The following is a 25,271-nucleotide window of genomic DNA, read 5'->3' on the forward strand; positions in this document are numbered from 1 at the left end:
ATCGAGCTAGTCAACCGGCACGACATTGGGGATTAATAACCACAGCCTCTATTAATTTCGCTCTCCAAATCGAGTCAATAATTCTAGTCGAGACAATTGTAAGAGTAGGGGGGTAAATTCTTCTGGAGAGAGTGCCATCAATGGCTCAATGATTGCTAGCAGTTCCTGGTCTAGTTCACCAAAACGGCTACGCAATAAGTAAGTGACCATACTACGGCGTTCGTTTTGCCTACCTTGGACTAGTCCTTCTTGTTTGCCCTGGACTAGTCCCTCTTGTTTGCCCTGGACTAGTCCCTCTTGTTTGCCCTGGACTAGTCCCTCTTGTTTGCCTTGGACTAGTCCTTCTTGTTTGCCAAGCTCGGTAGCCAATTCCAGTCGTTGTTGATATATCTGAGATAATTGCATGATTAACTCCCGGTCATCTTTCTCAAGGTCTTGATTTTGTTTGATACGTGCCTCTAAGATTGCCAGCATGTCATATACTAATTCTAGGATATTGTCTTTGTGCTGACTCCCGTTCGGTAGGGATTTCAATTCCTCAATCGCTTGCTGTTGCACTCTACCTCTACCGAGAATTCTCAACCATAAGGTTTCCGGGGTCACTGGTAGTTGGTGAATCGCTACAATCGCCGTATACAAGGATTTCCCCAGAAAGTACATCCCCCTGGGATAATTAACTAGATCTGCTTGGAAATTGAAGCTTTCTAAAAACTCTTCGGAAGCGGTTGGGGAGAGAATCCATAAACGAGGCAGTTGGGTGACCCTAACTTGGGCATTAGTGCGCTTAGCCTGACGGAAAACTTGACCATGAACCTGGATGAGTTTACCGATACAACTGAGCACCTCAAATTTACTAACTGGGTTGCGGAACGGTTCAAAAATAGCAGGGGTTGTGGCCAGTTTTCCGAGTAATCCCAGGCTTTGTCCATTGGTGGTTAGTGGCTGAGATGGCAAAAAGTAAACATCAATTTCTTGAACTTCCCCAGGCACTTTCCAGCTCGTTTCCACTTTCCCCAGGGGGTCGAGGAGTTCTTTAAGACATTGTTTGGCAAATTGGTCATGGACATTTCTGGTCATGGAACAGCCTAAAAACTATAGCAAAGGGAACAGGGAATATGGAACAGGGAACATAGAAGAGTAAATCGAGAACAGGGAATAGTAAAAAATCATCTGTAACTCACAATTATTATAACCGATAATTAGTAATTTTGTTTAATCAAAAAACTGGAATCAGTTTTTAAAAAATGAGCCTAAATTTTAAGGCTTATTTAGCATCATTACAAAAATTTATCGGAATTATTTCCTACTCTTACCTGTTCCCTGTTCCTTGTTACCTGCTCCCTGCTCCCTGCTCCCTGCTCCCTAAAACCTAGAACGAAAGTACATCACCAAATTTAGAACTGCTATATAATAGTGACTAAGGTAAAGTGGGTGCATAAGGCCAGCTCGGATGAACCGTTCCATGTTCCAACCGCAGCTTGGTACAGAATAGGGGCAAAATAACTAATAAGTAAGATGACCGATTTACAAACGTTTTATCGAGCTACCAACCCCAGTAAAACCTTAGCGGTGGACAATGAGGATGATCGCAAGTATTACATTGATTTCTCTTCAGTACGCGGCGGTCAGATTATTGAAAAACTTAGAAAAAAGATTGCTATCTTTTCACCAAATCAGCCTACTTGTGAACTGTTTACTGGGCATATTGGCTGCGGCAAGTCTACGGAGTTGCTCAGGTTAAAGGTGGATTTAGAACGGTCAGGATTTCATGTGGTTTACTTTGAGTCAGATCAAGACTTGGAAATGAGCGATGTTGATATTAGCGATATTTTACTGGCGATCGCTCGTCGAGTCAGTGAAAGTCTGGAAGACGCTGGCATTAGCCTTCAACCAGGGTACTTCCAGAGGTTATTCGGCGAAGTCAAAGATATCTTACAAACACCGATGGAGCTATCGGAGGTAGAATTCTCTGTAGGGATTGCCACCATTACCAGTCAAGCCAAAGCTAGCCCTAAGCAGCGGGATAAGTTGAGAGGATATCTAGAGCCTCGAACCAATGGACTTATTGAGGCAATTAATCAGGAGGTGCTAGAGCCTGCTATCAATAAATTGAAACAGACCGGGAAAAAGGGACTAGTAGTTATTGTTGATAGCCTTGACCGGGTAGATTCTATTCAAAAGCCCTTTGGTCGTCTTCAGCCAGAATATTTGTTTGCGGATCGAGGGGCACAGTTGCGGGGACTGAGCTGTCACGTGGTTTACACTATTCCATTGTCACTGCGCTTTTCCAATGACTTTGGGATGGTGACTGAACGGTTTATGACCGACCCCGAAGTCCTACCAATGGTACCTGTGCATTTACGCAACGGTAGCAAACATGAAAAAGGAATAGCACTGCTGCGACAGATGGTGCTGGCAAGAGCTTTTCCAGATTTAGAGCCAAACCAGCGTCTGAGTAAAATTACAGCAATTTTTGACAGTGCTGAAAGCTTAGACCGTTTATGTGGTGCTAGTGGTGGTCATGTGCGGAATTTACTCCGGTTTCTCAATGATTGGATCATGGAGGAAGGAAAACTACCCCTTTCCCGTAATGGTCTAGAACGTATGATTAAGGCTCAGCTTCATAAACTTGTCTTAGCGATCACTAATGATGAGTGGGATTTACTGGGTAAAGTAGCTAAGGAGAAGAAAGTGACTGGAGATGATGGATACGAAATATTAATCCGCAGTCGCTTTGTTTATGAGTATTATGATCAAGAAGAACCTTGGTTTGATGTTAATCCCTGGGGGGGAGACAAGCGGCCTGTAACCCTTGATATATATTAAATTGAGCGAATTATGGTAAAAAAAGATAGGTCATAAATTGTCAATACGACCTACCAATTGAAAATGATACCAGAATTATATCAAAAACATCTAAAAAATCTACTGTCTGAATCTCAATTATTGTTGTTTTCTATTGTACTAATTATTATACAAGATATCAAAAATATTAAACTAGAAAAAATTGCCGAGTCATGTCTTGGTGCAGTCGCTCATGGGGGAAACCACGGCAGTTGCTCATGGGGGAGACCCCCAAGACCGCACTGCCTCCCCAAGACCGCGCTGCACCGCTACCTTTACCTATTCAGGTAAATTCAAGACGTAAAAAACTACAGAGATTTTTATCATTGTCTTGATGCAGTCGCTCATGGGGGTTTCCCCCAAGACCGCGCTGCATCGCTACCAATATTTTATCTCAAATTATTGTGGCTTCCAATTCTTAAAAAATGGCTCGATCAAACATTTACTAAACAGTCAAAAATATATTTGGTTATCGATAGAACTAATTGGTTTGAAGTTACCGTAAGACAGTTGAGCCTTTAATGTCGGTAGGCTATGAGTAAAAGGGTTAAATCTTGTAAATAAGGCTCAACTGTCTAAGGTTTCGTCCGGAGATATAAAAATTTATTGATGATTAGTATAATTTATAATAAGCGATCAATTCCAGTTTATTTTGAACTTCTTTCAAAACTTGGCTCAAGTAATTTTTCAGAACAAACAAAAATTATATCAAATATTATAGAGCTATTTGATAGCTATCAAGTTATAATTTTGGGAGACCGAGAATTTTGTTCCGTCAAATTGGCTAAATGGTTAGATACACAAGGCTTTACATTTTGTTTAAGACTCAAAAAATCGGCACAAATTCAACTTAAAGATTCGGGTTGGACTTCCTTAGAAAATTGTGGATTAAAACCAGGAACTTAATTATTTTTTAAAAATGTAAAAGTTACCAAAACTAAACAAATTACTGGATTTAGTATCGCCTGTAAATGGAAAAAAAGTTGCGGTACGACCCCGCGCTTTTTCAAAGCGCTAGGGAACGCGCACCGTTATCGAAAATCCGTGACCAAAGAAGGTTGGTTTATTCTAACAAATATGAGCAGTGCTTCGGAAGCAATTTCTGCCTATAAAAAGCGATGCAGCGCGGTCTTGGGGAGGCAGTGCGGTCTTGGGGGTCTCCCCCATGAGCAACTGCCGTGGTTTCCCCCATGAGCGACTGCATCAAGACAACGTTTCTCTATTGAAGAGATGTTCCGAGATTATAAGAGCGGTGGATATAATATGGAAGGCAGTAATGTTATTCAAAAACGCTTTATATCTTTAGTTATTATAATATCTTTTGCTTATATTGCTTCCACAATGCAAGGACAAAAAATTACTAAACAAGGAGTTCAAAAATATGTAGATAGAGTCAAATAATATGGGCGTTTAACTAAAATACACAGCAGTTTTTATATTGGACTATATGCTCAAAACTGGATTAATTTTATGGATAAATGTTGGGAATTAGTTTATGAGTTGATGCGTTTAAGTCGTCATAAGCTCGATAATTATTTACGAGCGATGCAGCGCGGTCTTGGGGGAAACCCCCAAGACCGCGCTGCATCAAGACAGGTATGAGAGCTATGAAGCTTATAGAGTCTACTTTTTAGCTCTCATGTCGCCCCCCCAGGTTTAATGCCCCAAAGTAATGCCAAAGAATCCATTCTGGTTTACTGACATTCTTCGATTCTTGATGCAAACGTTTCACTCCAGGCATCTCAATACGGTTCGGTTAAGCTCTAAGCAGTACTGATTATATAGAATGTTCGTGTTTCAATTTTGGCTCCAGTTCCTTTATGTCTTGGTTTCTTGGAAGGAAATTTAGCTCTAGTTTTTTTAACGACTCGCGGATTACTTCTTCCTTCGCGCTCTGGAATCTGCTCGTCAAAGATTTCTGTCATTAGCCAGGTTAAAAAAAAGGGACTTCTTCTGGCTCAAGACGTTGAAATTTAGGAACGGCACGACGCACAACATTAAGCGTTCCAGTAAAACTTAATCGTAAAGGGGAGATTTGAGCCCGTTCGGCAACTTGATACATTAGGGAACGTACAGCCCAATGACCAAGAAGCCAACCGTAAATTTCTTGAACTACCTCACGATGGTTTAGGGAGCGAATTGGAGTTTTGCGGCCCAAAAGGTGGACTTTTAGTTCATCAATAGTATTTTCTACTTCCCAACGTTGATGATATTCAATCGCCAGTAATAAAGCGGGGAATAAATCAATATCTGTCAAACTAGTAATAAGGCGGTAAATTTCTGGCTCTCCATCAGTATCAATGGTATATTCAATGACTCGTACTAGGATTTTTGTACCACCCTTTTTCTGGGATTTACGATCAGGGGTAATCCACGATAGGTAAGAGCCATCTGCCAAAACTTTCTCTACCTTGAATTTGGCATTTTTTGGCACTCGTCCTAAGTAATCACATTTTTGATCAAGGGTTGCTCTTACCATTCCATAAGAATGTAGTCCTCTATCCCACATCAACAACATTCCTGCCATGACTGACCGTAGTAATTTTTTTGCTCTAACTCGCTCACCCATACGGTATGGACACATTAACGCATCAACGATTAAATGCGTTCCGGCTTCAATTAGTAGCACTAAGCGGACTTTGGGGAAAGCTGTTTGAGTACCAGGACGACTACCAGGATATCCTTTCACCCTTGCGTTTGTCTGGGTATCTGGTACATCGATGCTTTGTGCCATCTATCGCCATTATTCGCAGTCCTCCAAGAAAAGCTCCTGGTGTGTCAACGGTTGCGTGCATGACTTACTACTGAATGGAAAAGACGACTCATTACCTGACACCCTATTCTTTGTCGTGCTTCAGTAATTGAGGATTTACAAGGTACTCGCCAATACTTCCCCACTCTCACCCAAGCTTCGCTCAAACCATCAACTAGATTTTTCAGTACTGTTCTCATCGAAGCTTTTGACCATAAACTCATGGCAATGATTAAACAGACAACCAAATGTGAAGGGTTTTGCTCGCCTGCGCTCTTCTTTGACTTTTGTATCCGCTTTTCAACTGCTCTATTGCTGATGATGGAATCGCTACTTCTAAAGCTTTGAGTACTGTACCTGATTCAATCTTCGGTACAACCAAGGAAAATTCTTTGAGTTGCATTTTGCCCTTCGCACCTTGATGACAATTACCAGTTTACATGCTTTTCAAGCTTAACCGAACCGTATTGCCAGGCATCTTATTTCCTTCTTTCCCTACCTTGATGCCATCACCGATATAAACCGGTTGGCCTCGCAGTTGATGCACATGGGGGTGTGCCCTGAGCCAGTTTCCCCATCCAAGACACAGTTCCAAGACCGCTCCAAGCACTGGAATTAAACCAGTGTAGAGCGTATAGGATAGTAGCCTTCACGCTTTGCCAATGGCATTGAGGTAACTGGTAACAGCGGGCGGTTGCGTTGATAAGAGCACTCCCCATAGCAGCAACACAAACCACTCGAAGGTGGCAAAACTTGCAAACATAGGGCGTAGTTCAACTAAGATTTGCTCGACTCGACGATAATTAGCCATAATCTAACTGGCTGAGTTTTGCTGATTCAGCCAGTTTGGAACATTCTCGTCGCTAGGCGCGATCGGGGTGTTCTTTTCTTAGGGGTAATTCAACCACTCAACCGACCACAGAACTTCGCACTGTCCAGTCTAGGAGAGCCCTCTTTTTATTGTTTAAGTCCCACTATTCTCAACACAGTAGCTCTGAATCTTTTCCGAATTTTGGGCTTCGACTCAATTACCGAAGCCCAAAGATGGCTTCGTAACAAGTGGTCTAGGCTTTGGGTTTTGTTAGAATGAAACAGCCCTGCCCCCAGTGACGTGACAAGCTTAATTTGATGCATTAGATTATTCCTCAAAATCCATGTTAATCAATTGTGGACTGAATATTCTTAAAGCACCATTTTAGCTGTGTCACGACAATAGAAGAGCCTCACTCGCACTTTAATCTGAAACCACAATGATTTCTGGATCGACTTGGAATGCAGCTATGATATCTCCGTTCGTATCAACCATATTGAATTTAATATCATACTTAATTTTTTGCAATTGACCGGGACTCAATTGACCTAAACGGCTGTATGCTTGGGTTTGTGCGGTGATATATTCAGGGGGCATTGATCCAATATTACCGGACGGAAATTGATAGGTTATTGTCTGATTATGTTGATTTATAAGCTCCGGTAACGGTTCAGGTCGACGTACACGGGTAATATCTTCAATTACGCATTGGATAGCTGAAAATGGTGACATCGAATGCCCCCACCAACGGATCCATTGTTCTGGTTTGGCTTTTACACTCAAGTTATAAGCCTCCGTTAAATATTTTACGCCACCTTCTTCGTATAAATCCGATCCGTCTACTTCCAATATCCATCCCTGTGTGTCACCTCGATTTGCTATTAACCGGACATACTTACTTAATATATCCGCGCCTCCTGATGTGCTCCTGAATATTTTGTATTTGTGCTGGGATAGCTTAATAATCTCGTCCCAAATTCCACTAAACGTGTACTTTTCCTTCTCTTCATCCCATTCTTGTAATGAGCGTTGTTTTCCCAAATTCTTTAGATCCATAGGTATGTAACTTAGGCTTAGGTAATAATTTTTTATCTGCTCTTCTATTGTTGATTTTTGTCCACCGTACCCTGTATGCTCTAATAGACCCAATACATCAACAGCTGCAAAAACATTTACAGCATCTCTCGCCTCATCGCTTGTAAGTTTTACATTGCTTATTGGAATATTCATATAATCGTTGCCTCCAATATGATTGTTTGGTTTGCTGAGAAAATAACAAGGTAACTTCTCAATAACCGCTGTCGATTCAAACAGATGGGTATTGAGCACCCCCCTTGGTCAGGGTAATTGCATCTTGATCGAGTCCTAAAACAACTCTAATTAAAGTAAATAAACTTTAATTTAATTTAAATATAAAGCCAATTAAATTAGTTGTCAACTAATAAAACTCATATCAAATCTCATATCAAATCTCATATCAAATCTCATAAAACCTCATATCAAATCTCATAAAACCTCATATCAAATCTCATAAAACCTCATATCAAATCTCATAAAACCTCATATCAAATCTCATAAAACCTCATATCAAATCTCATAAAACCTCATATATAGCAACCGCCTTGGCGGTTAGGACAAGGCTTGCAGAACCGACTCGATCGCATCTCGCAAACAATCAAACTGTTCGAGTTGGTGACCAATGCGACTCTTAAGCCAAGACCAACATTTTTCAATGGGGTTGAGATCGGGTGAATAGGGGGGCAAATACAACAGTTGACACCCGGCATCTTGAATCAGTTGTTGAATCCGTCCCCCTTTGTGGAAGGTATAGCGTTTTCAATTGATAGGTCGTCTTGACAATTTCTGACCTATCTTTTTTTACCATAATTCGCTCAATTTAATATATATCAAGGGTTACAGGCCGCTTGTCGCCCCCCCAGTGTTAATCCGATTTTGGCAGAAGCTAAAGAACTACAGCCATAGCATTTATAAATAGTTTGACCTGGTGGTGCGTTACGGGACGGACTATCCCAAGGCTGGCTAAGAAGCGAAAAATAAGGACAAGTCCGCCCCTAACACACCCTACGCACCTCCCTGTTCCCTGCTCCCTGCTCCCTGTTCCCTTTGCTATATATGAGTATCTCCGATCGAGCCAAAGAGGTTGCTGCCTACAACGACCGTGCGTTGCAAACATTGGCTTGGGCAATTGAAGCTTCTCAGGGGCAATTTTCACTGATTTTTGCACACTGTAACTATACCTATGTACAACAGCAAATGACTGAGGGGCTCCGAGAAACCTCTCCTGTTCAAATCCGCGAGGTTGCGCTGAAAAAGTCTGATAGCAAACTATATAGCAAGATTCGGCAGGATTTAGGAGATCAGCAGCCAGGGGTTGTGATGGTCTTTGGCTTAGAGGCTGTTGATGATATTGATAGCTTGCTGGCTGCCACTAACCGAGTGCGGGAAGAGTTTCGGAAAAATTTCCATTTCCCCCTAGTGCTGTGGATTAATGATCAGGTTCAAACCAAATTGCTTCGGGTTGCTCCTGATTTGGAGAGTTGGGGCACAACTAGGGAGTTTCAAACCCCTCCTGATTCCTTATCTTATGAATTAATCTATACTCTCTCTCAAAAAGCCAAGGAGATATTGACTAACTTTCCAGACTCTGATCCTGACAAATTTTTGTATGAGCTAAATCGGGGGATAGATGATCTATCAGAATTTGAGTCAGCTTGGCAAGATTTACAACATCACAACCAGGAAATAGAACCAGAGTTAGAAGCTAGTTTTTACTTGATGGTAGGTCGCAATTACTATGCTAAACAACAGTTTGAAGAATCCTTACGTTACTTTCATAAAAGCTTAGATCTATGGCAAAGACTAACCCGCTGCGATTGGCAAGGCATGGTTTTATTTCATATCGGGTTGTGTCCTTATGGAAAACCTGAACCACAAAATTTAGTTGAACAATGTGTTGATAGTTTAGCTCAGATATCTGATCAGGATTTAGCTAACCGATTGATTACTCAATTTGCCAGAGTCTTGCAACGCTTACAACGATGGGCAGACTTGGAAACCTTAGCCCAAAGGTCTCTAACACTGCATAGTGCCAATGGTAAGTCAATTGAGTTAGCGAAAGATTATGGTTTTCTGGCGGAGGTGGCTTTAGATAAATTAGCTTGGACTGAAGCTAAGGGATTAGCAGAGCAAGCACTCTCCATCCTGAAAACTAGTTTGTCGCCTGAATCAACAGCAACCTCATCCAAACAAAAAGCAAAATTATATGGGATTCAATCCTTTGATAAAGCTTGGTATTTATTATTATTAGCAAGAGCAGAAAAAGGTCTTTGTAAGTATCAAGACAGTATCAAGTATCTCGAAATAGCTAAAGCAGAAACTCCAGCCCATTATGCTCCAGAGCTTTATATTATGATTTTGGCAAGCTGGCGAGAATTATACCTTGAAAAGGGTGACTATCTAGCTGCTTTTAGAGTTAAACAAGAACGAATATCCATTGAGCAACAGTTTGGCTTGCGAGCTTTTATCGGTACAGGGAGATTACAGCCAAAACGCAGAAGAGCTAAGTCTCAACTTCCAGCCCTTGAGCAGCCGGAAATGGTTGCAGATGAAATTATTGCTTCTGGTAGACAACAAGATATCAATAATTTGCTCGAAAGAATTGGCAATACTAGTTGTAAATTAACTGTTATTCATGGACCATCTGGAGTTGGAAAAAGTTCCTTAATCTATGCAGGATTAGTTCCAATTCTCAAGCAAAGAGCTATTGGTCAACGAGATGTATTGCCAATTGCCATACGAGTCTATACTGACTGGGTTAGGCAGTTAGGCGAGTTATTGGTTAATGCACTAAGAGCAAGAGGGCTTAGTCTTTCTGTTGAAGCAGATTCAGTAACTAGCATCTTGCAACAGTTGCAAGAAAATGGTGACCGAAACTTACTAACAGTTTTAATTTTTGATCAGTTTGAAGAATTATTTGTTGCTGTCCCAGATATAGTCGATCGTAATCTTTTATTGGAATTTTTAAAAACAGCAATTGACTATATTCCTTATACTCAAGTGATTCTGTCATTAAGGGAAGACTATCTACACTATCTCTTAAAATTTCAACGTTCAAAAAAAATAGATACTATCAATTACATATTAAGCCAAGATATACTTTATTATCTAGGAAACTTTTCTCAAGAAAATAGTGATAATTTTATACAACATGTAACAACTAAACTTCATTTGTATTTGGAAAATGCTTTGATTAATCAACTTGTAAATGATTTAGCAGGAGAGCTAGGTGAAGTTCGTCCCATTGAGTTACAGATTGTGGGATTACAATTACAAGAAGAGAAAATTTATAAACTGGTTGAGTATCAAGCAATCGGTTCTAAACAAAAGCTATTGGAGCGATTTTTAGCTGGAGTTGTTAAAGACTGTGGTTATTGGAATGAACGTGAGGCAAGACTAGTTTTATACCTCCTAACAGATGAAAATAACACTCGACCACTCAAGTCAAGGGCAGAGTTAGGATCGGGTTTATTCGATCTCGGAGTAGGAGAGATAGAAAACCTAGATTTAATATTAGAGATCTTCGTCAACTCAGGATTGGTTTTACTTTTGCCAGAATTTTCGACTGCGCACTATCAATTAGTACACGACTATCTTGTTCCTATTATTCGTCAATCGACAGGAGCTTTAATAATCACTGAATTGGAACAGGAGAGACTAGCAAGAAAAGAGGCGGAACGAAGTAAATTAAGACTAGAAGAGGCGTTTTTTAAAAGCCGATTTAGAGCATCAATTGTCAAAAAAATGATTATTATGGTAGTATTAATACTATTGACCGGACTACTATTTGCGAGACAAGTTAAAATACTAAAGACTCTTGCTCTTGCTCAATCCTCAGAAGCCCTATTTAACAGAAATAGGGAGTCACTTGATCCACTCATATTAGCTTTAAAGGCAGGAACACAACTTAAGTCAGCAATCGCAGTAGGAACCAATACCCGCACTCAGACTTTAGCTGCATTACAGCAAGCCCTTTATGGAGTCAGAGAGCGCAATCGTTTGGAAGGTTATGACAGTTGGGTTAATAGCGTCACTTTCAGTCCTGATGGTGAAATCCTTGCCACTAGCATTGCTGATAGTACGGTCAAACTTTGGAGGGGAGATGATGAAATACTAACCGTTCTCCCAGGGCATACAGATACAGTCAATAGCGTCAGTGTTAGTCGTGATGGTGAAATCCTTGCCACTGGCAGTGCTGATGGCACCGTCAAACTCTGGAGTATAGACGGTCAATTACGACACACCCTCCAGGGGCATGAAACTGAGGTTACAAGTATCGGTTTCAGCCGGGACGGTCAGGTGATTGTCAGTGGTAGTCGCGGCGGAATAGTAAGATTGTGGGACAGACAGGGCAACCCAATTGGGCAACCCTTTGCAATACAGAACGCTAGTATTACGAGTCTCAGTTTCAGTCCTGACGGTAAGGTGATTGCCAGTGGTAGTAGCAACGGAATAGTAAGATTGTGGGACAAACAAGGCAACCGAATTGGGCAAACCTTTATGGGGCATAAAGCTGATGTTACAAGTATCAGTTTTAGCCCTGATGGTCAGACCCTTGCCACTGCTAGTCTGGATGGAGCTGTTAGACTTTGGAATCTTCAAGGAAAGGAAATTCTTACTTTCCAGAGTTCTGGTGCCACAATCAACAGCGTTAGCTTCAGTCTTGATGGTCAGACAATTGCCACTGGCAGTTTAGATGGAACTGTTAAGCTTTGGAGTCGGGAAGGTCAGGAACTCCAAATCTTGCGGGGTCATAAGAGAGGGATTGCAATTATGAGCTTTAGTCCCGATGGCAAAATTTTAGCCACCGCCAGCAGAGACTTGACCGTCAGACTCTGGAGCGTTGAGGACTATGATCTCAAAACCCAAACCCTATTTGGACATAAGGCTGTGGTTGATAGCGTCAGCTTTAGTCCCGATGGTCGCACAATTGCCACTGCTAGCTTCGATGGAACTGTTAAAGTATGGGAACGAGACGGTACACTAGTCAGTACCTTAGAAGGACATCAAGGTGCAGTCATAAGTCTTAGTTTCAGCCCTGATGATAATGTCATTGCCAGTCTTGGTTTGGATGGAAGTGTCAAACTCTGGAAACTAGACGGTACACTAGTGAAGACCTTAGAAGAAAATCAAAATCCAATCATAAGTTTTAGTTTCAGCCCTGATGGGAAATTCCTTGCCAGTGCTGGTTTGGATGGAACGGTAAAGCTATGGAGTCTGGAGGGTAAACTAATCAAAACTATTGATGCCCATAAAGCTAGTGTTTACAGCGTCAGTTTCAGCCCTGATGCACAATTATTTGCCAGTGCTAGTAACGATGGAACCGTAAAACTCTGGAATTTAATAGGTCAACAACTGGCAACTCTCAAGGGACATAACGATGATTTTGACAGTGTCAAGTTCAGCCCTAATGGCAAAATCATCGCTACTGCTAGTAAGGATGGAACCCTTAAACTCTGGAATTTGAGCGGTGAAGAACTTGAAACTCTCAAGGGGCATAGTGCTGCGGTGATTAGCCTCAGCTTTAGCCGTGACGGTCAGACCCTTGCTACCGCGAGTCTGGATGGAACTATTAAACTTTGGAATTTGCAAGGTCAACAACTGGCAACTCTTAAGGGACATAGTGGTGTAGTCAATAGCCTCAGTTTTATCCCCTACGGTACCATACTTGCCAGTGGTAGTAGTGACGGGACAGTCAAACTCTGGAGTCTTCCGGAGGGTAAAGTACTCCAAACCCTCAAGAGTAGTGGTGCTGCGATCAATAGTGTTAGCTTCAGCCCTGACGGCAAGACTCTTGCTACGGCTAGTGAGGATAAAACTGTAATGTTATGGAATATCGATCTAGCTCTAAGTAGTCTAGATGAGCTACTGCGACGTGGTTGCGATTGGGCTGGGGATTATCTAAGGAATAACCCGAATGTAAGTGAACGCGATCGCACTGTTTGTGAAGGCATCAACTAAAACGCGATTGACCTTTGGTCACGCTTCGCGATCGCACTCTTTGTCGAGGTATCAACTAAAACGCGATTGACCTTTGGTCACGCTTTAGGCTTTGCCGACGCTGCTTGAGGTGCGAACGCACTGGTCCGATTGTGATTAATCCGTTGGTGGGCAGTGCCTACTTTGGCGATTGCTAACCACATGAATCGGTCGAAAGCACTGCCCACCCTACATCAACTACTAAAACGCGAATGCACTGTTTGTCGAGGCATTCACTAAAACGCGATTGACCTTTGGTCACGCTTTAGGCTTTGCCGACGCTGCTTGAGGTGCGAACGCACTGTTTGTCGAGGTATCAACTAAAACGCGATTGACCTTTGGTCACGCTTTAGGCTTTGCCGACGCTGCTTGAGGTGCGAACGCACTACGGGCATCTTTCCGATTGAGTTGCAGCAAGAACTGCTGCGGGAACTGGGTGCCATTGAAGTAGGAGTGGGAACTTTGGTCGCTACCAATGCCAGAATGGCAGAAGCGGTCAAAGGTAGCGTTGACCGCTTGCGGGAATGGATGAAAGGACAGCTAATGGTGCATGTAGATGAATCTCCTTGAGGTGCTTTTGAATAAAATAAGCACCTCAAGCAGCGTGAGCCTTAGGCTGACTGCTGACGGCTGATGGCTGAATGCTTACAAGCCAAAGGCCGAACAATCAAGGTATTCGGTGCATTCATTGGGGACGAAGCCTTTCATCCCCTAATAACTTGATGACGCCAGACCTGAATCCTTACATTTTAACTACCCCCTTACCGATTGAGGAAAGTCTTTACGCTCCAGAATTTTTGCTCCCGCAAGCAGTACTCTAGCACTGAGGCCAATCAGTATAAAAATACCAATCCATTGCAGATATGGAAGATGGGGAATTTGTTGAACAAACTCGTCAGCCAGTTGAGTATGAATAGGTTCAATCGCTTTAAAATAATGTTGATAAAGGAAACTATAAACTACAACTGGTTCAGTTATTAGGAGTAAATAGGCGAGAGATTGAAAACCTACTACCAGTAACAGTGCAAAAATATTACTGGTTAACTCAAATGCGATGGTTCGTTGTCGCAACTCAGGTAAAATCAGGTTATTGTACTCGCTAATAGTGTCAAAGAACTGGTTAATCGAAGTTCTAATACTTTTTGGCTCTAAACTTTGTTTGAGAGCACGTCGATCTGACTGGCGATTATATTTTCTAGATGTCTTGAAGAAATCAAATTCAGGTAATAGGTACTGCAGTGCACCATCTAGAGTTAAAAAAGATCGAGTCACTTTGAGAAAAGTCCAATTACTTGGGATACCATATCTGGCAATCACTTTAGATACTTCAGCGGTTGCCCCACCAAAAGACTTTTCTTTATACTCTATCCCTTTAAGTTGGGCTTTGGTGGACCAAACCTCTATAGCACTCGACATCTCTGCCCTGACTCTAGGTACATTAACTCTGGGAATATCAACAGCCAACCGCAAGATATAATTAGCCGCTTTGGCAAAATCTCCATCTGACAATGCATTCGTATACTCATTATAAGTTACCCTCAACTCCCTATCCAGGGATCCCACGCTACCCATGTCAATGAATGCAACTTTGCTCCGACGCAAGAAAATAATATTGCCTGGATGTAGATCTCCATGGTACAAGTTATCTTCAAATACTTGTCGAAGTAATGAAATAAACATCGTTTCACCCGCTTTTTTAGGATCAAAGTCATTTTCATCCTGCCATTGAGAGGCTCTGACGGGATCCCTAGCCAATACTTTAATATAATCAGAGGCAAGAACTCCATCGATATATTCCATAACTAAAACTCGACGTTTAGAATATTTGTTATAAATCTTTGGAACATATATTTTATGCTGCTTTAGTGTTTTTCTCATATTACGAGTATTAGATGCTTCATAGCGATAATCTAATTCCTCATTAAAAATTTTATCTAACTCCGATACTGCTTCATCTAAACGTAGGTAACTCATAAAATTAAAAGAAATTAAAACTTTGGCAACGACTTTAATTAAATCCAAATCTCGCTTGAATGCTTCTGCTAGATTTGGACGTTGAATTTTAACGATTACCGGAACATTTTTTCTTTTACTTCGCAACGTTGCTCTATGAACCTGACCAATTGATGCAGCTGCCAAAGGAGTCTCATCAAAATCTTGAAATATTTTTTCCATGGGTGCTCCTAGCTCTGACTCAATTGTTGATCTAACTATAGCCATAGGGAATCCAATCGCTTCATACTGAAGACGTATTAACTGATCACAAATCTCATCTGGTAAAATATCGGTCCGCAATGCTAACAACTGACCCGTTTTTACCCAGAAGCCTCCCAAATCTTCAAATATCTGACGTAGCTCGTTCGCATTCTTTTGTATATCTGGCTTATTTGTAATTCGGCGACGTTGTATACCTAAATAGTAAATAATAAATCGTTGGATAATGTAGAGAGTTGAAAAACGACGAACTTCCAAATTTTCAGCTATTTTAACTTGCTTTCGTTGTTTGTTATCAATAAGAGGAGTAGGAATATCTTTTTTCTTGATCATATTATAAGCAGCCAAAAATAAATTTAAATAATAATTATTGATATCTCGTAGTCTTACTATCATGAAATCCTGAATGTAGTCTTCTCAAAAACTAGCTATTTTTAGGCAGATAGTTTCGCTACTGAAACTGTTACTCTTTAAAAAGTACTGCAGTGCATCTTGGATGAGTTTGCGGTATTGGCAGACATAAATAAAGAAACTGATCAACATCAAAATAATTACCAACGATATAATAATATCAATTTTTCCTTGAAGGAGATTCAGAAAATTACAAAGTTCAAAGTTCAAAAAAAAACATAACCTGGTGCAAAAATATGTGCCTAGTGCTGTTGATACCATTATATACCAATCCTAAATGATATCAGAGAAAGCCTCATAAGTACTTAAATCAGGCATAGTGAATAAATGATACTCAATAAATAATTCAAAGAGTTTATTTGTAATGGTGAAAGAGCGACACCATAGATGGATATGGCGTAAAAGTTGCTTGATATGCCCCCAAATATTTTCAATGGGATTTTCTCCTGGTGCATAGGGAGCAAATCTGAGACAGTGAACTTCCTTTTGCTCACTATTCCTTTTGCTCACCATGATTAACTAATGTCTTGATCATGGGTGAGGAACCAATCGGCGATCATCTGGTTTTGTTCCTCCACCACAGAGCTATTTTATCTGGGACTTTGTCTTGATGCAATAGCGAGTGGGGGAAACCCCCAAGACCGTAATGGTGCGTTTTCCGTAGGCGAATTAAATTCGCCACGGGTCGCACCTCTGCATCGCTTTTTTACCTTTATGCCAACTCATCCCAGCTTTTTTGAGTAATTCGTAATAGCTTTGTAATGAGCAATACACTACACCATAACTCTGTTCGATGTAGTCCATTACCTCCCATACAGTTGTTTGGGTTTTAGATTTAATCCGCTGGATTACTTCTGTTGACTGTGAGTGCTTTAAATATCCTAAACTCTCTTTATAGGCTAGTTCTAAACCTTTCACTCCTTGCTCACGATTGCGACGTTCCCAACGACTTATATAGCTTGACTGAACTCCCAATACTGGTTGAATTTCCCGATGCTTGAGACCTTGAAGGCGCATCTTCATCGCTATTGCTCGTTTGAGTTCTATGGGATCCCGATTACTGGCCATTAATTCTTCCAGGGTCATAATATTAATATATATTCATTACACCAATACACTTTAAATTATAACCCATTACAGAACTCTTTTCTCCAAATTCATTTAGGATTGGTATAGTCCAGCTCAAAGTCTCGGAAGAATCTTTGTAGCAGTTTGTAGTTCGATGCTGTTTTTGCTGTACCCATAAACCCCAGGGTAATCGCAGCTAAATTAAGTCTTCCTAGATATAGCATTATTTGAGCTTGTTAGGACTAGAAAATGGTGAAGTGGTCGGACCGGTGCCCTCAAAAATGTCCTAACTTATGGGCAAGGGTGCTATATCCCAAACCCAGAGTCAATTTTCACACCTTTGATTTATAGCAGAAGTCATTTGTCAGAAGTCATTTGTCAGAAGTCAAACTCTTGCGCTTACAAAGGGTGTGAGACTTTTGTCATGTCCTAACTGCCCTGGCGACTGCTATAAATTTATGACTGGCTTCAAGGGTGATTAATATAGGCCGTAATGAACTTGATCAGGCTTTCCTCCTTTGTCTTCTGAAGGAGTAACAATTTCTGGGAGTCTCTAGACAACATCATGCCCCAACAAAACACTCAGAGCATAGTCATTATCTAACGCAGCACTATAGCGTTTCATCGCCAGACTCTGTTTTGAGGGTTCTTGGTTGAGTAAATTGATACACAAGTGGTGTAATACAGCCATATTCTCAGGCCCATGTCCAGTGCGAATCCGACTAGCATCTTGATGGAAGGTCATATCAAGCACCCAATGCAAGCTATTTTCAATGCCCCAGTGAGAGCGAATCGCTTCGGCCAAGACTAAGGCCGAAGCTCCTAAACTGGTTATGTAGTAACAGATCTGTGTGGTTGTTTTATTCCACAGTTGTCGCTCTCGTTTGACCATGACTACTGTCGTGAAACTTTTCCACTGTTGGGCACCCCAAAACCGCTGGACATTGGTTGATGGACACTGCCCAAACCTACTGCCCAAACCTGACGATGTTCGATGGGATGATGGCCTGCCTCTGTGGTCTCGGTGTAGCTGTAGTCTATTCCTTGCCAATCGAAGGCTTGAGCTTGCTTGAAAAAGGCTTTGACATCCTTGTAAAGATTGTCCTGATTACCCTTGAGCATCAGAACATAGTCCCCACCCTGTGACACAATTTGGGCAGCTATCTTCTTTTGTGCTCCCATCGCATCAATAGTGATAATTGCTCCAGTTAGATCTAGCAACTGTAATAGTTCCGGGATAGCTGTAATCTCATTGGACTTCTGCTCCACTGCTTGTTGGGCTAACACCAGATGATGCTCACTCGCCCATGCAGTGATGGTGTGTAAGGCTGTGATTCCCTGATTTCGGTCATAGGAACCTCTCGAGGTCTTACCATCAATGCTGATCAGGTTGATGGCAAGCTTTCTACTCAAGTGACTAACCCACGATAAAAAACATTCACGCATCTGCTGTGGGTCGATCTGAGCCAAGACTCTTGAAAACGTCTCATGGGAAGGAATCCCATAGGGTAACTCCAAAAACGTCTCTAACCACTTCTGCTTGCGTTTGCCATAAGTCTCTATTGCTACCATGGAATCCGAGCCGCTTATGACTGCCAGTATCGTTATTGTCAGGATATCAATGAGTAGATGTTGAGGTTGACGTTTCGTTCGTGGGTCATCCAAGCCAATGAATTCTTCCATAATGCTTCCCTTGAGCTTTTTGGTGGTGGCGCAAGGCCAGGAAGAAGTAATCGGAGCAAAACCTTGGGACATCAAGATTGGCCTCGTTCAAAGGGTTCTCCTCTAATCTCCTGGATTTCCTTGTTGTTGTCTAGACTCAAAATCGGGTTCTTCGGAACTTAGTCTGTAAAAGATCGCTCAAACCTATGCTGCGCGGTGTTTTAGGCTAAAACTGCTCAAAACTGACTTCAAATCTCGCCATCCATTACCAGATTAGGGCTACAGGGTTTTATCCAGCACACCAGGTTCGGAAGAACCCAAAATCGAGAGCTACTCACTCGGTTCAAGTCAAGTACATTTTATTCAAAATAGGGTGGTGATAAACATGTAGTGATACAACATTTACTTTAGCCTAAATAAGACATTTGTTACTCAAAAATAGAGTCAGTTGACTGTAAATTTATTAGCAATACTTATATAATCTATTATAAATATTGATTGAATAAATCTTATGAAACTGCTATTTTTTTATTAGTAATAAAATGCTTTTTTGATAAACAATTCCTGGTAAACAATGAATGCAAAACCTGATTTAATAACCCGACCTAATTGCCCTTACTGCAATTGTGAGCGAACAGTTAAAAATGGCAGCACTCATCATAAAAAGCCAAAATACCTGTGTAAAAACTGTAAGAAGCAGTTTATAAAAAATCCTACAAAAAAGCCGATACCCTTGTCGAAAAAAAATAAAGATAATAGATGACCTCTTGCTTGAAAAAATATCTTTAGCTGGCATTGCACGATCAGTTGGAGTTTCAAAAACATGGCTCCAAAATTATGTTAATAAAAAATATGCCGAAACTCCCCGAAAAATCAAGGTGTCCGAAAAACCATGCATGTAAAATTACCATAGAATGTGATGAAATGTGGTCTTTTGTTAACAATAAAGATAATCAGCATTTGAAGTTACCGTAAGAGAGTGGTTTGAAGTTACCGTAAGAATAAAGGAGCCTTTCTGGTTGCTCGGCTATACATAAAAGGGTTAAAACTTATTGATTAAGGCTCCTTTATTCTAAGGTTTCATCTCCGGCCTTTATAGGGACAGGTTATGGGTAAGAGTTTTAAGTTATATGAAATAAGGCGACCCTCTCTAAGGTTTCGTCTCCAATGGATTTGGTTGGCAATTGATGGCCGTTGGCCACGCTACGCGAACAAAAAACTAGAGAAATAATTGGAGTTTATATTGGTGATCGTACTCGATACTCGGCAAAAAAATTATGGCAGTCTTTCCCTCCAGCTGACAATGTGCTGTGTGTTATACAGATTTTTGGGAAGCTTATAAAACAGTAATACCACAAAAACGTCACAAACCAGTAGCAAAAAAAACTGCTAAAACTAATCATATTGAAAGATTAAATAATACCTTAAGACAAAGGATTAGTCGTCTGGTAAGAAAAACTTTGTCATTTTCAAAAAAATTAGAAAATCACTTAGGAGCTATTTGGAATTTTATTCATCACTATAATCAATGTTTGTCGGTTTGATTAGGCCATCACTACATGTTTATCACTACCAAACTTTCCTTGTTTTATCAGTTTTGTTAATTGATCATAATCAATTCCTAATAATACTTTGGTTTGTTTAGGATGTTTTTGAATATAATCCCAAGTATAATTACTCATTGTTTCCGCTTATCTATGGATATTTACGTCCATTATACTCTATTTTTAGAATTTTATAGTATTATGGAGATGTATAATAAGTTAGTGAAAGTACTTCAAAAGATAAAGCCCGTGGTTGCTGGAACGGGTGCGCAGACCAAGTACAACCGGACTAAGCTGGGCTTTCCTAAGGAGCATTGGATTGATGCCGCCTGTGTCGGAGATATTGAAGCCTTGCAGTTAAGGACAAACCAACCACTGTTAGTAACTTGTTTTGGCCAAGGAGGTAGGCAAAAAGCAGCACTCAACAAGTATGGCTATCCCATCAGACACAACCCATTAAAGCCGATTGGCCGTAGGCCACGCTGCGCGAACAAAGGTTGGTGTAGTGGAGATATAGCCAAAAACCTCCTGACTGGGGAGTTCGGAAGAGTTAACCCCATAAGCAAAAGTAACTCTTTCAATTACACAGTCCCGGGGAAAAAGGCAATAAGCTTGCACGTCAAAAACCTGATAAGAGTCCACAGAAAAGATGGATACACTTACAGCTTTTGCGAGCAAATACCAGAAATTACCTGGGAATAGTCGTCCTACCGTTGACAGACTAAATCCCCTGGCTAATTTGGTTTGAGTACATTTGTTCATCACCTCTAAGAGCTGATTTCTAAACAGAACCTTAAACTGTTGCTAGTCGTTTTGTCATCAGGCGAATGAGAGAACCAGAAATCATCGCCTCACTCATCTGTGTATACTGTTCATAGTCCTTACTCAAACGGCGAAATCGATTCAACCACCCAAACGTGCGTTCCACGATCCAACGCTTTGGCAATATCTTAAACTCCTTTGACTTGCGTTCTATGACTTCTACTTGCACTGACTCACCACACACTTGTTTGACCGCATGGGCAAAATTCTTTCCCGAATACCCTTGATCCACCCAAACCACTTTCAACTTGGAGAGAGCTTCTTTCGACTCATTAAAAACAACAACAGCTCCCAATCGCTCTGACATGTTTGCTTCGGTCACTAACATACCAATCAGCAAACCTGGCGAATCTACGACGATATGGCGTTTACGGCCTTTAACCTTCTTGCCACCGTCATAGCCGTAGACATCCCCCTTTTTTCTGTGGTCTTCACCGATTGAGAATCGGCTATCGCCACCGTTGATTGTTCGTCACGTCCTGATTCGGTGCGTAACTGGCCTCGTAACTTGTCATGAATCCCTTGCCATATGCCAAAGCGGTTGCCACTTGCGAAAGTATTTATAGACAGTAGAATAGGGCGGTAAATCATGAGGCAACATTTCCCATTGACAGCCCGTGCGTTGTACGTAAAATATCCCGTTAAGAATCTCACGAAGATTAACCGTTCTGGGATGACCGAACCCTTTAGGACTCGGTAAGTAGGGTTCAATGATGCTCCATTCCGCATCACTGAGGTCACTAGGATAGTTTGGGCGATGGGGGTTAGCAATCTTAGGTAAGCGGCTCATGGAGAAATGCCAGAGGAAGTCCAGGTAATAATCTACAAGGACTACCACAGTTGTAGTCCATTTCTTTAGACTACCTTTAGAAATCAGCTCTAAACGACGTCCATTTATTTGCTCTGCCTCCCAAGGTGCTTCGGTCAGAAAATGGTGTATTCTGTGGTAAGTTACCTCTACGGAGTCTCTCGCTATCTGAGATAGATTTTTTCGTTGACTTTCTCCCAATAATCCCTCTATGTAGTTTCCTTACTCTCTTTTCTTCGGCTAATTCCTCAATAAATCATCGAACTTACACTCACCTTTGTTAAAACAGGGAGGCATTGCTGCTGGGGTTGTTTCTTTCATGGGGGCGTACCCTTAAGCATAACGACGTTAAAACTATGTAAAATCTGTAGTATACCCTACCTTTTCGTTTTCCAGGCGAAAGCGTGTCTTCCTAACCGTTTTAGCTGTCGAGTGCAGGTGAGTGGAAATCTGTTCAACATAAAGCGCCTTGATGACTTAAATGAACCGCTTCTGCTCGATCGCGTAGCGTGGCCTACGGCCAATCTTTGAATCGTTAACTGACGGTGGTGGCCCTCCTCAACTCCGGTGAGCGTTCTTTCTTCTTCTTGGGTGAGAAACACTCTCAGTCTGGCTCCCATACCTCTGACTCCTTTCTTCGGCAACACTTTAGAATTTGTAACATACCTCCTTTTTTCTTGCACGACCTACTTATGAAATGATGCACTTTCCCTACTCACGCTGGGGGGGTGACATACAAGCTTAAATCCTTACTGGATAATAATTTCAGCCCATAAGTTACTTCAGGTGCGCTTGACCGTGGCGAATTTAATTCGCCACGGTTAGGCAATAGGCAATAGGCAATAGGCAATAGGCAATAGGCAATAGGCAATAGGCAATAGGCAATAGGCAATAGGCAATAGGCAATAGGCAATAGGCAATAGGCAATAGGCAATAGGCAATAGGCAATAGGCAATGCTGACTTTTAAAGTCTTAATTCTAAATTCTACATTCTACATTCTACATTCTATAAAACATTTTTAAAACCCTTGACAAACAAAACTATAATCATTACCATAATCAATATAAACCCATTGAACGTTTTCACAATGTCAGAAAAATTTACTCGCAATTTCAAGAAAAAACCGACTCAGCACACTCTCAAAGGTCCTCGTGAATCAGTAATAAATAGTATGCACATGCTTTATTCCCTAGGTTATGCGGAGATTGCCGAGTGGACACCTCTAGAACCGACCGATATTCCAGGAGAAGTAATGACTACTATGATCAAGTATTGGTTGTTGCCATAACACCTTAAATTTCTGGGGGGTTTTCCCCCCGGTGGCCTTGGGTTTCGGAGTCTTGATGCAGTCGCTCATGGGGGAAACCACGCCAGTTGCTCATGGGGGGAACCCCCAAGACCGCACTGGCTCCCCAAGACCGCGCTGCATCGCAATTTCTGACATATGTGATTGCCATAGCCGTGGATAGTATTTCTACGGCTATTTTTTTTTGGAATTAAGAATCGGGAATCGGGAATCGGGAATTGGGAATCGGGAATCGGGAATCGGGAATCGGGAATTGAGAATTGAGAATTGAGAATTGAGAATTAAGAATTAAGAATTAAGAATTGAGAATTAAGAATTGAGAATTAAGAATCCCACACTCCCCCTTTGACCCTAAATGTAAAAACCTACCCCCGACTCCCGACTCCCGACTCCCGACTCCCGACTCCCGACTCCCGACTCCCGACTTCAGACTTCTGACTTCAGACTTCAGACTCCCTGCTCCCTTTGCTATCATTTAAATCTGCAACTGGCATTCTCCCATGAGCCGCCAATCCAGTGTCCGAACCGTTCTAGGACTTCTTTTCCTCTCCAGCCTCACCATTACCCTGTGGCTGGGTGATCTTCCCGCTACCACCTGGCAACTGCAAGTGGGAAACCCAGCCACAGCTCAATCTCCTGATGCTAGCCAACTTGTCCAACAAGGGGTGGAACACTACCAACTGGGAAATTTTACTAGCGCTATAGAGTATTGGCAAACTGCGCTGACTACTTATCAACAAACCAACAACCGCCCTAACCAAACTATTGTTCTAGAAAACCTAGCGAGAGCTTATCAGCAAATTGGTCAAATCGACCAAGCCATTAACTACTGGGAACAAGTCATCACTAATTATCAGCAACTGGGGGATTTACAACAGGTAGGGCGGATGCTTACCGAACTGGCTCAAGCTTATAGTAAATTGGGGCAAAATCAAAAAGCGATCGCATTATTATGTGGTACCATTAATTATGATAATCCCCACGATAAACCCTGTGTGCCAGAAAGTGCTTTACAACTGGCTCACACCCATCAAGACCAACTGGGAGTTGCTGCGGCTTTGGGGAGTTTAGGGGATGCTTATCGGCTCAGGGGCAAATACGATCTAGCCATTAACTATCTCCAAAAGAGCTTAACGATTGCCCAAGACATTGACCACCTTCCCTATCAATCCTCAGCCTTGAATAGTTTAGGTAATGCCTACAGTAGCAAAGCTCAGCTGAGCTATCGTCGAGCAGATTCTGCTGAAAAAATCGGCTACACAAGAAAGGCTTTGGAACTCGAAGCAAAAGCTAAAAATAACGATAGCGAAGCACTAAAGTATTTTCATAAAAGCCTCGACTTTGCTATTACTCAAAACGACCAATCTGGTCAAATGCGGGCAAGGCTTAATCAGATTCCCTTGTACTACCGCCTCGATAAAAATAGCGCTAGTGTTATGCAATGGCAAAACGAAGGGCAAAAAGCCTACTCCCTCTTGGACAGTCTACCAGATTCCCAGGATAAGGTTTATGCTGCCATTGAGTTAGCTAACCTGTTGCAACCAATTGCTCCGGCTCATGAAACCAGTCCCTGGATGCGATGCTATCAGCCCAAACTAGAACCCCAGGCTACTGCACTCCTGGCTCAAGCCGTTTCAATAGCGCAACGGATTAATGACCATCGCTCCCAATCCTTTGCCCTAGGGGAACTGGGTCATATCTATGAGTGTCGTGGCTAGTATAGCAAAGCGTTAGAGTTAAGCCAACAGGCTAGACTAGCAGCTGAGCAAAACTTGCTCGCCCAGGATAGTCTGTACTTGTGGGAGTGGCAAACAGCACGAATTTTTAAGGAGCAGGGGAAAGTAACTGAGGCAATTCGAGCCTATGAAAACGCGATCGCTACTCTCGAAACAATCCGTAGCGATATCCTAACCGCCAGTCGAGATGTCGTGAATTTGAAGCCTTGAGCAATGTCTCCAGAGAAGTTAAGGCA

General features: G+C 41.7%; 24 protein-coding genes and 5 pseudogenes. 12 read left to right on the forward strand and 17 right to left on the reverse strand.

What is annotated here, in order from left to right:
* Positions 1 to 51 precede the first annotated feature (51 nt).
* Positions 52 to 1,077, reverse strand: coding sequence for a FliH/SctL family protein (locus F6K64_RS09095; RefSeq protein ID WP_287265317.1), 1,026 nt, complete (start codon positions 1,075 to 1,077; stop codon positions 52 to 54).
* Positions 1,078 to 1,515: 438 nt separating this feature from the next.
* Here F6K64_RS09095 and F6K64_RS09100 point away from each other — a divergent pair, with 438 nt between their 5' ends.
* The 3 genes and pseudogenes from F6K64_RS09100 to F6K64_RS38810 all read left to right on the forward strand — a co-directional run bounded on the left by F6K64_RS09100 (position 1,516) and on the right by F6K64_RS38810 (position 4,446).
* Complete coding sequence (locus F6K64_RS09100; RefSeq protein WP_287265319.1) at positions 1,516 to 2,826, forward strand: P-loop NTPase family protein; 1,311 nt, start codon at positions 1,516 to 1,518, stop codon at positions 2,824 to 2,826.
* Between the two features lie 63 nt (positions 2,827 to 2,889).
* Positions 2,890 to 4,317: pseudogene (locus tag F6K64_RS38805) on the forward strand (transposase); the annotation flags it as partial.
* Complete coding sequence (locus F6K64_RS38810; protein WP_502708034.1) at positions 4,315 to 4,446, forward strand: hypothetical protein; 132 nt, start codon at positions 4,315 to 4,317, stop codon at positions 4,444 to 4,446. The pseudogene F6K64_RS38805 and the gene F6K64_RS38810, both read left to right, overlap by 3 nt.
* Positions 4,447 to 4,777: 331 nt before the next feature.
* Here the strand turns inward: F6K64_RS38810 and F6K64_RS09115 are convergent.
* From F6K64_RS09115 to F6K64_RS09145, 5 genes and pseudogenes are all read right to left on the reverse strand, one after another.
* A pseudogene (locus F6K64_RS09115) lies at positions 4,778 to 5,893 on the reverse strand (IS4 family transposase); the annotation flags it as partial.
* 139 nt (positions 5,894 to 6,032) lie between these two features.
* Complete coding sequence (locus F6K64_RS09125; protein ID WP_287265322.1) at positions 6,033 to 6,191, reverse strand: hypothetical protein; 159 nt, start codon at positions 6,189 to 6,191, stop codon at positions 6,033 to 6,035.
* A 54-nt stretch (positions 6,192 to 6,245) separates the two neighbouring features.
* The gene (locus F6K64_RS09130) at positions 6,246 to 6,407 is read right to left on the reverse strand and encodes a hypothetical protein (RefSeq protein WP_287265323.1); all 162 of its coding nucleotides are present in this window, start codon (positions 6,405 to 6,407) and stop codon (positions 6,246 to 6,248) included.
* A 423-nt stretch (positions 6,408 to 6,830) separates the two neighbouring features.
* On the reverse strand, positions 6,831 to 7,637 hold the full coding sequence (locus tag F6K64_RS09140) for a hypothetical protein (protein ID WP_287265324.1): 807 nt from the start codon (positions 7,635 to 7,637) through the stop codon (positions 6,831 to 6,833).
* A gap of 399 nt (positions 7,638 to 8,036) precedes the next feature.
* A pseudogene (locus F6K64_RS09145) lies at positions 8,037 to 8,234 on the reverse strand (transposase); the annotation flags it as partial.
* A 306-nt stretch (positions 8,235 to 8,540) separates the two neighbouring features.
* Here F6K64_RS09145 and F6K64_RS09150 point away from each other — a divergent pair.
* Positions 8,541 to 13,445, forward strand: a complete 4,905-nt coding sequence (locus F6K64_RS09150; RefSeq protein ID WP_287265326.1) for a WD40 domain-containing protein — start codon at positions 8,541 to 8,543, stop codon at positions 13,443 to 13,445.
* Between the two features lie 387 nt (positions 13,446 to 13,832).
* A complete protein-coding gene (locus F6K64_RS09155) occupies positions 13,833 to 14,033 on the forward strand; it encodes a hypothetical protein (protein ID WP_131827001.1) in 201 nt (66 codons plus the stop codon).
* 183 nt (positions 14,034 to 14,216) lie between these two features.
* On the opposite strand, the gene F6K64_RS09160 is transcribed toward F6K64_RS09155, so the two are convergent.
* The 6 genes from F6K64_RS09160 to F6K64_RS09180 all read right to left on the reverse strand — a co-directional run bounded on the left by F6K64_RS09160 (position 14,217) and on the right by F6K64_RS09180 (position 18,911).
* Positions 14,217 to 16,073, reverse strand: coding sequence for an ABC1 kinase family protein (locus F6K64_RS09160; RefSeq protein ID WP_008180468.1), 1,857 nt, complete (start codon positions 16,071 to 16,073; stop codon positions 14,217 to 14,219).
* A 288-nt stretch (positions 16,074 to 16,361) separates the two neighbouring features.
* Positions 16,362 to 16,601, reverse strand: a complete 240-nt coding sequence (locus F6K64_RS09165) for a hypothetical protein (protein ID WP_008180463.1) — start codon at positions 16,599 to 16,601, stop codon at positions 16,362 to 16,364.
* Positions 16,602 to 16,644: 43 nt separating this feature from the next.
* The gene (locus F6K64_RS09170; protein ID WP_267871993.1) at positions 16,645 to 16,770 is read right to left on the reverse strand and encodes a hypothetical protein; all 126 of its coding nucleotides are present in this window, start codon (positions 16,768 to 16,770) and stop codon (positions 16,645 to 16,647) included.
* The gene (locus F6K64_RS09175; protein ID WP_008180461.1) at positions 16,758 to 17,174 is read right to left on the reverse strand and encodes a helix-turn-helix domain-containing protein; all 417 of its coding nucleotides are present in this window, start codon (positions 17,172 to 17,174) and stop codon (positions 16,758 to 16,760) included. The genes F6K64_RS09170 and F6K64_RS09175 overlap by 13 nt, the downstream gene beginning before the upstream one ends.
* Before the next feature lie 535 nt (positions 17,175 to 17,709).
* Entirely contained in the window at positions 17,710 to 18,048 is a 339-nt protein-coding gene (locus tag F6K64_RS38155) for an ISAs1 family transposase (protein ID WP_008180458.1), read from the reverse strand.
* A 2-nt stretch (positions 18,049 to 18,050) separates the two neighbouring features.
* The gene (locus F6K64_RS09180; RefSeq protein ID WP_008180456.1) at positions 18,051 to 18,911 is read right to left on the reverse strand and encodes an ISAs1 family transposase; all 861 of its coding nucleotides are present in this window, start codon (positions 18,909 to 18,911) and stop codon (positions 18,051 to 18,053) included.
* Between the two features lie 481 nt (positions 18,912 to 19,392).
* Here F6K64_RS09180 and F6K64_RS38815 point away from each other — a divergent pair, with 481 nt between their 5' ends.
* The 3 genes and pseudogenes from F6K64_RS38815 to F6K64_RS09190 all read left to right on the forward strand — a co-directional run.
* On the forward strand, positions 19,393 to 19,581 hold the full coding sequence (locus tag F6K64_RS38815) for an IS1/IS1595 family N-terminal zinc-binding domain-containing protein (protein WP_438941757.1): 189 nt from the start codon (positions 19,393 to 19,395) through the stop codon (positions 19,579 to 19,581).
* A 345-nt stretch (positions 19,582 to 19,926) separates the two neighbouring features.
* Positions 19,927 to 20,049, forward strand: coding sequence for a hypothetical protein (locus tag F6K64_RS09185; RefSeq protein ID WP_267871994.1), 123 nt, complete (start codon positions 19,927 to 19,929; stop codon positions 20,047 to 20,049).
* Positions 20,043 to 20,362 (forward strand): annotated as a pseudogene (locus tag F6K64_RS09190) (IS1 family transposase); the annotation flags it as partial. The gene F6K64_RS09185 and the pseudogene F6K64_RS09190, both read left to right, overlap by 7 nt.
* Here F6K64_RS09190 and F6K64_RS09195 read toward each other — a convergent pair.
* A complete protein-coding gene (locus F6K64_RS09195) occupies positions 20,363 to 20,500 on the reverse strand; it encodes a hypothetical protein (protein WP_008180453.1) in 138 nt (45 codons plus the stop codon).
* Positions 20,501 to 20,569: 69 nt separating this feature from the next.
* Here F6K64_RS09195 and F6K64_RS09200 point away from each other — a divergent pair, with 69 nt between their 5' ends.
* Positions 20,570 to 21,064, forward strand: coding sequence for a hypothetical protein (locus F6K64_RS09200; RefSeq protein WP_287262761.1), 495 nt, complete (start codon positions 20,570 to 20,572; stop codon positions 21,062 to 21,064).
* Between the two features lie 91 nt (positions 21,065 to 21,155).
* Here the strand turns inward: F6K64_RS09200 and F6K64_RS09205 are convergent.
* The 3 genes and pseudogenes from F6K64_RS09205 to F6K64_RS09215 all read right to left on the reverse strand — a co-directional run bounded on the left by F6K64_RS09205 (position 21,156) and on the right by F6K64_RS09215 (position 22,947).
* A pseudogene (locus F6K64_RS09205) lies at positions 21,156 to 21,974 on the reverse strand (IS5 family transposase).
* Between the two features lie 395 nt (positions 21,975 to 22,369).
* Complete coding sequence (locus tag F6K64_RS09210; RefSeq protein ID WP_287265327.1) at positions 22,370 to 22,639, reverse strand: hypothetical protein; 270 nt, start codon at positions 22,637 to 22,639, stop codon at positions 22,370 to 22,372.
* A 68-nt stretch (positions 22,640 to 22,707) separates the two neighbouring features.
* A complete protein-coding gene (locus tag F6K64_RS09215; RefSeq protein ID WP_287265328.1) occupies positions 22,708 to 22,947 on the reverse strand; it encodes a hypothetical protein in 240 nt (79 codons plus the stop codon).
* 133 nt (positions 22,948 to 23,080) lie between these two features.
* Here F6K64_RS09215 and F6K64_RS09220 point away from each other — a divergent pair, with 133 nt between their 5' ends.
* Positions 23,081 to 23,281, forward strand: coding sequence for a hypothetical protein (locus F6K64_RS09220; protein WP_008188675.1), 201 nt, complete (start codon positions 23,081 to 23,083; stop codon positions 23,279 to 23,281).
* A 4-nt stretch (positions 23,282 to 23,285) separates the two neighbouring features.
* Here the strand turns inward: F6K64_RS09220 and F6K64_RS09225 are convergent, their stop codons facing one another.
* Complete coding sequence (locus F6K64_RS09225; protein WP_008188677.1) at positions 23,286 to 23,450, reverse strand: hypothetical protein; 165 nt, start codon at positions 23,448 to 23,450, stop codon at positions 23,286 to 23,288.
* A gap of 349 nt (positions 23,451 to 23,799) precedes the next feature.
* Here F6K64_RS09225 and F6K64_RS09230 point away from each other — a divergent pair, with 349 nt between their 5' ends.
* Both F6K64_RS09230 and F6K64_RS09235 read left to right on the forward strand, forming a co-directional pair.
* Positions 23,800 to 25,017 (forward strand): tetratricopeptide repeat protein, encoded by a 1,218-nt coding sequence (locus tag F6K64_RS09230; RefSeq protein WP_287265330.1) that lies wholly within the window; start codon positions 23,800 to 23,802, stop codon positions 25,015 to 25,017.
* 54 nt (positions 25,018 to 25,071) lie between these two features.
* Positions 25,072 to 25,245, forward strand: a complete 174-nt coding sequence (locus F6K64_RS09235) for a hypothetical protein (RefSeq protein ID WP_287265331.1) — start codon at positions 25,072 to 25,074, stop codon at positions 25,243 to 25,245.
* Positions 25,246 to 25,271: the final 26 nt, after the last annotated feature.

Origin of the sequence: Moorena sp. SIO3A2 (assembly GCF_010672265.1) — a bacterium.
Taxonomy (GTDB): Bacteria; Cyanobacteriota; Cyanobacteriia; order Cyanobacteriales; family Coleofasciculaceae; genus Moorena; species Moorena producens.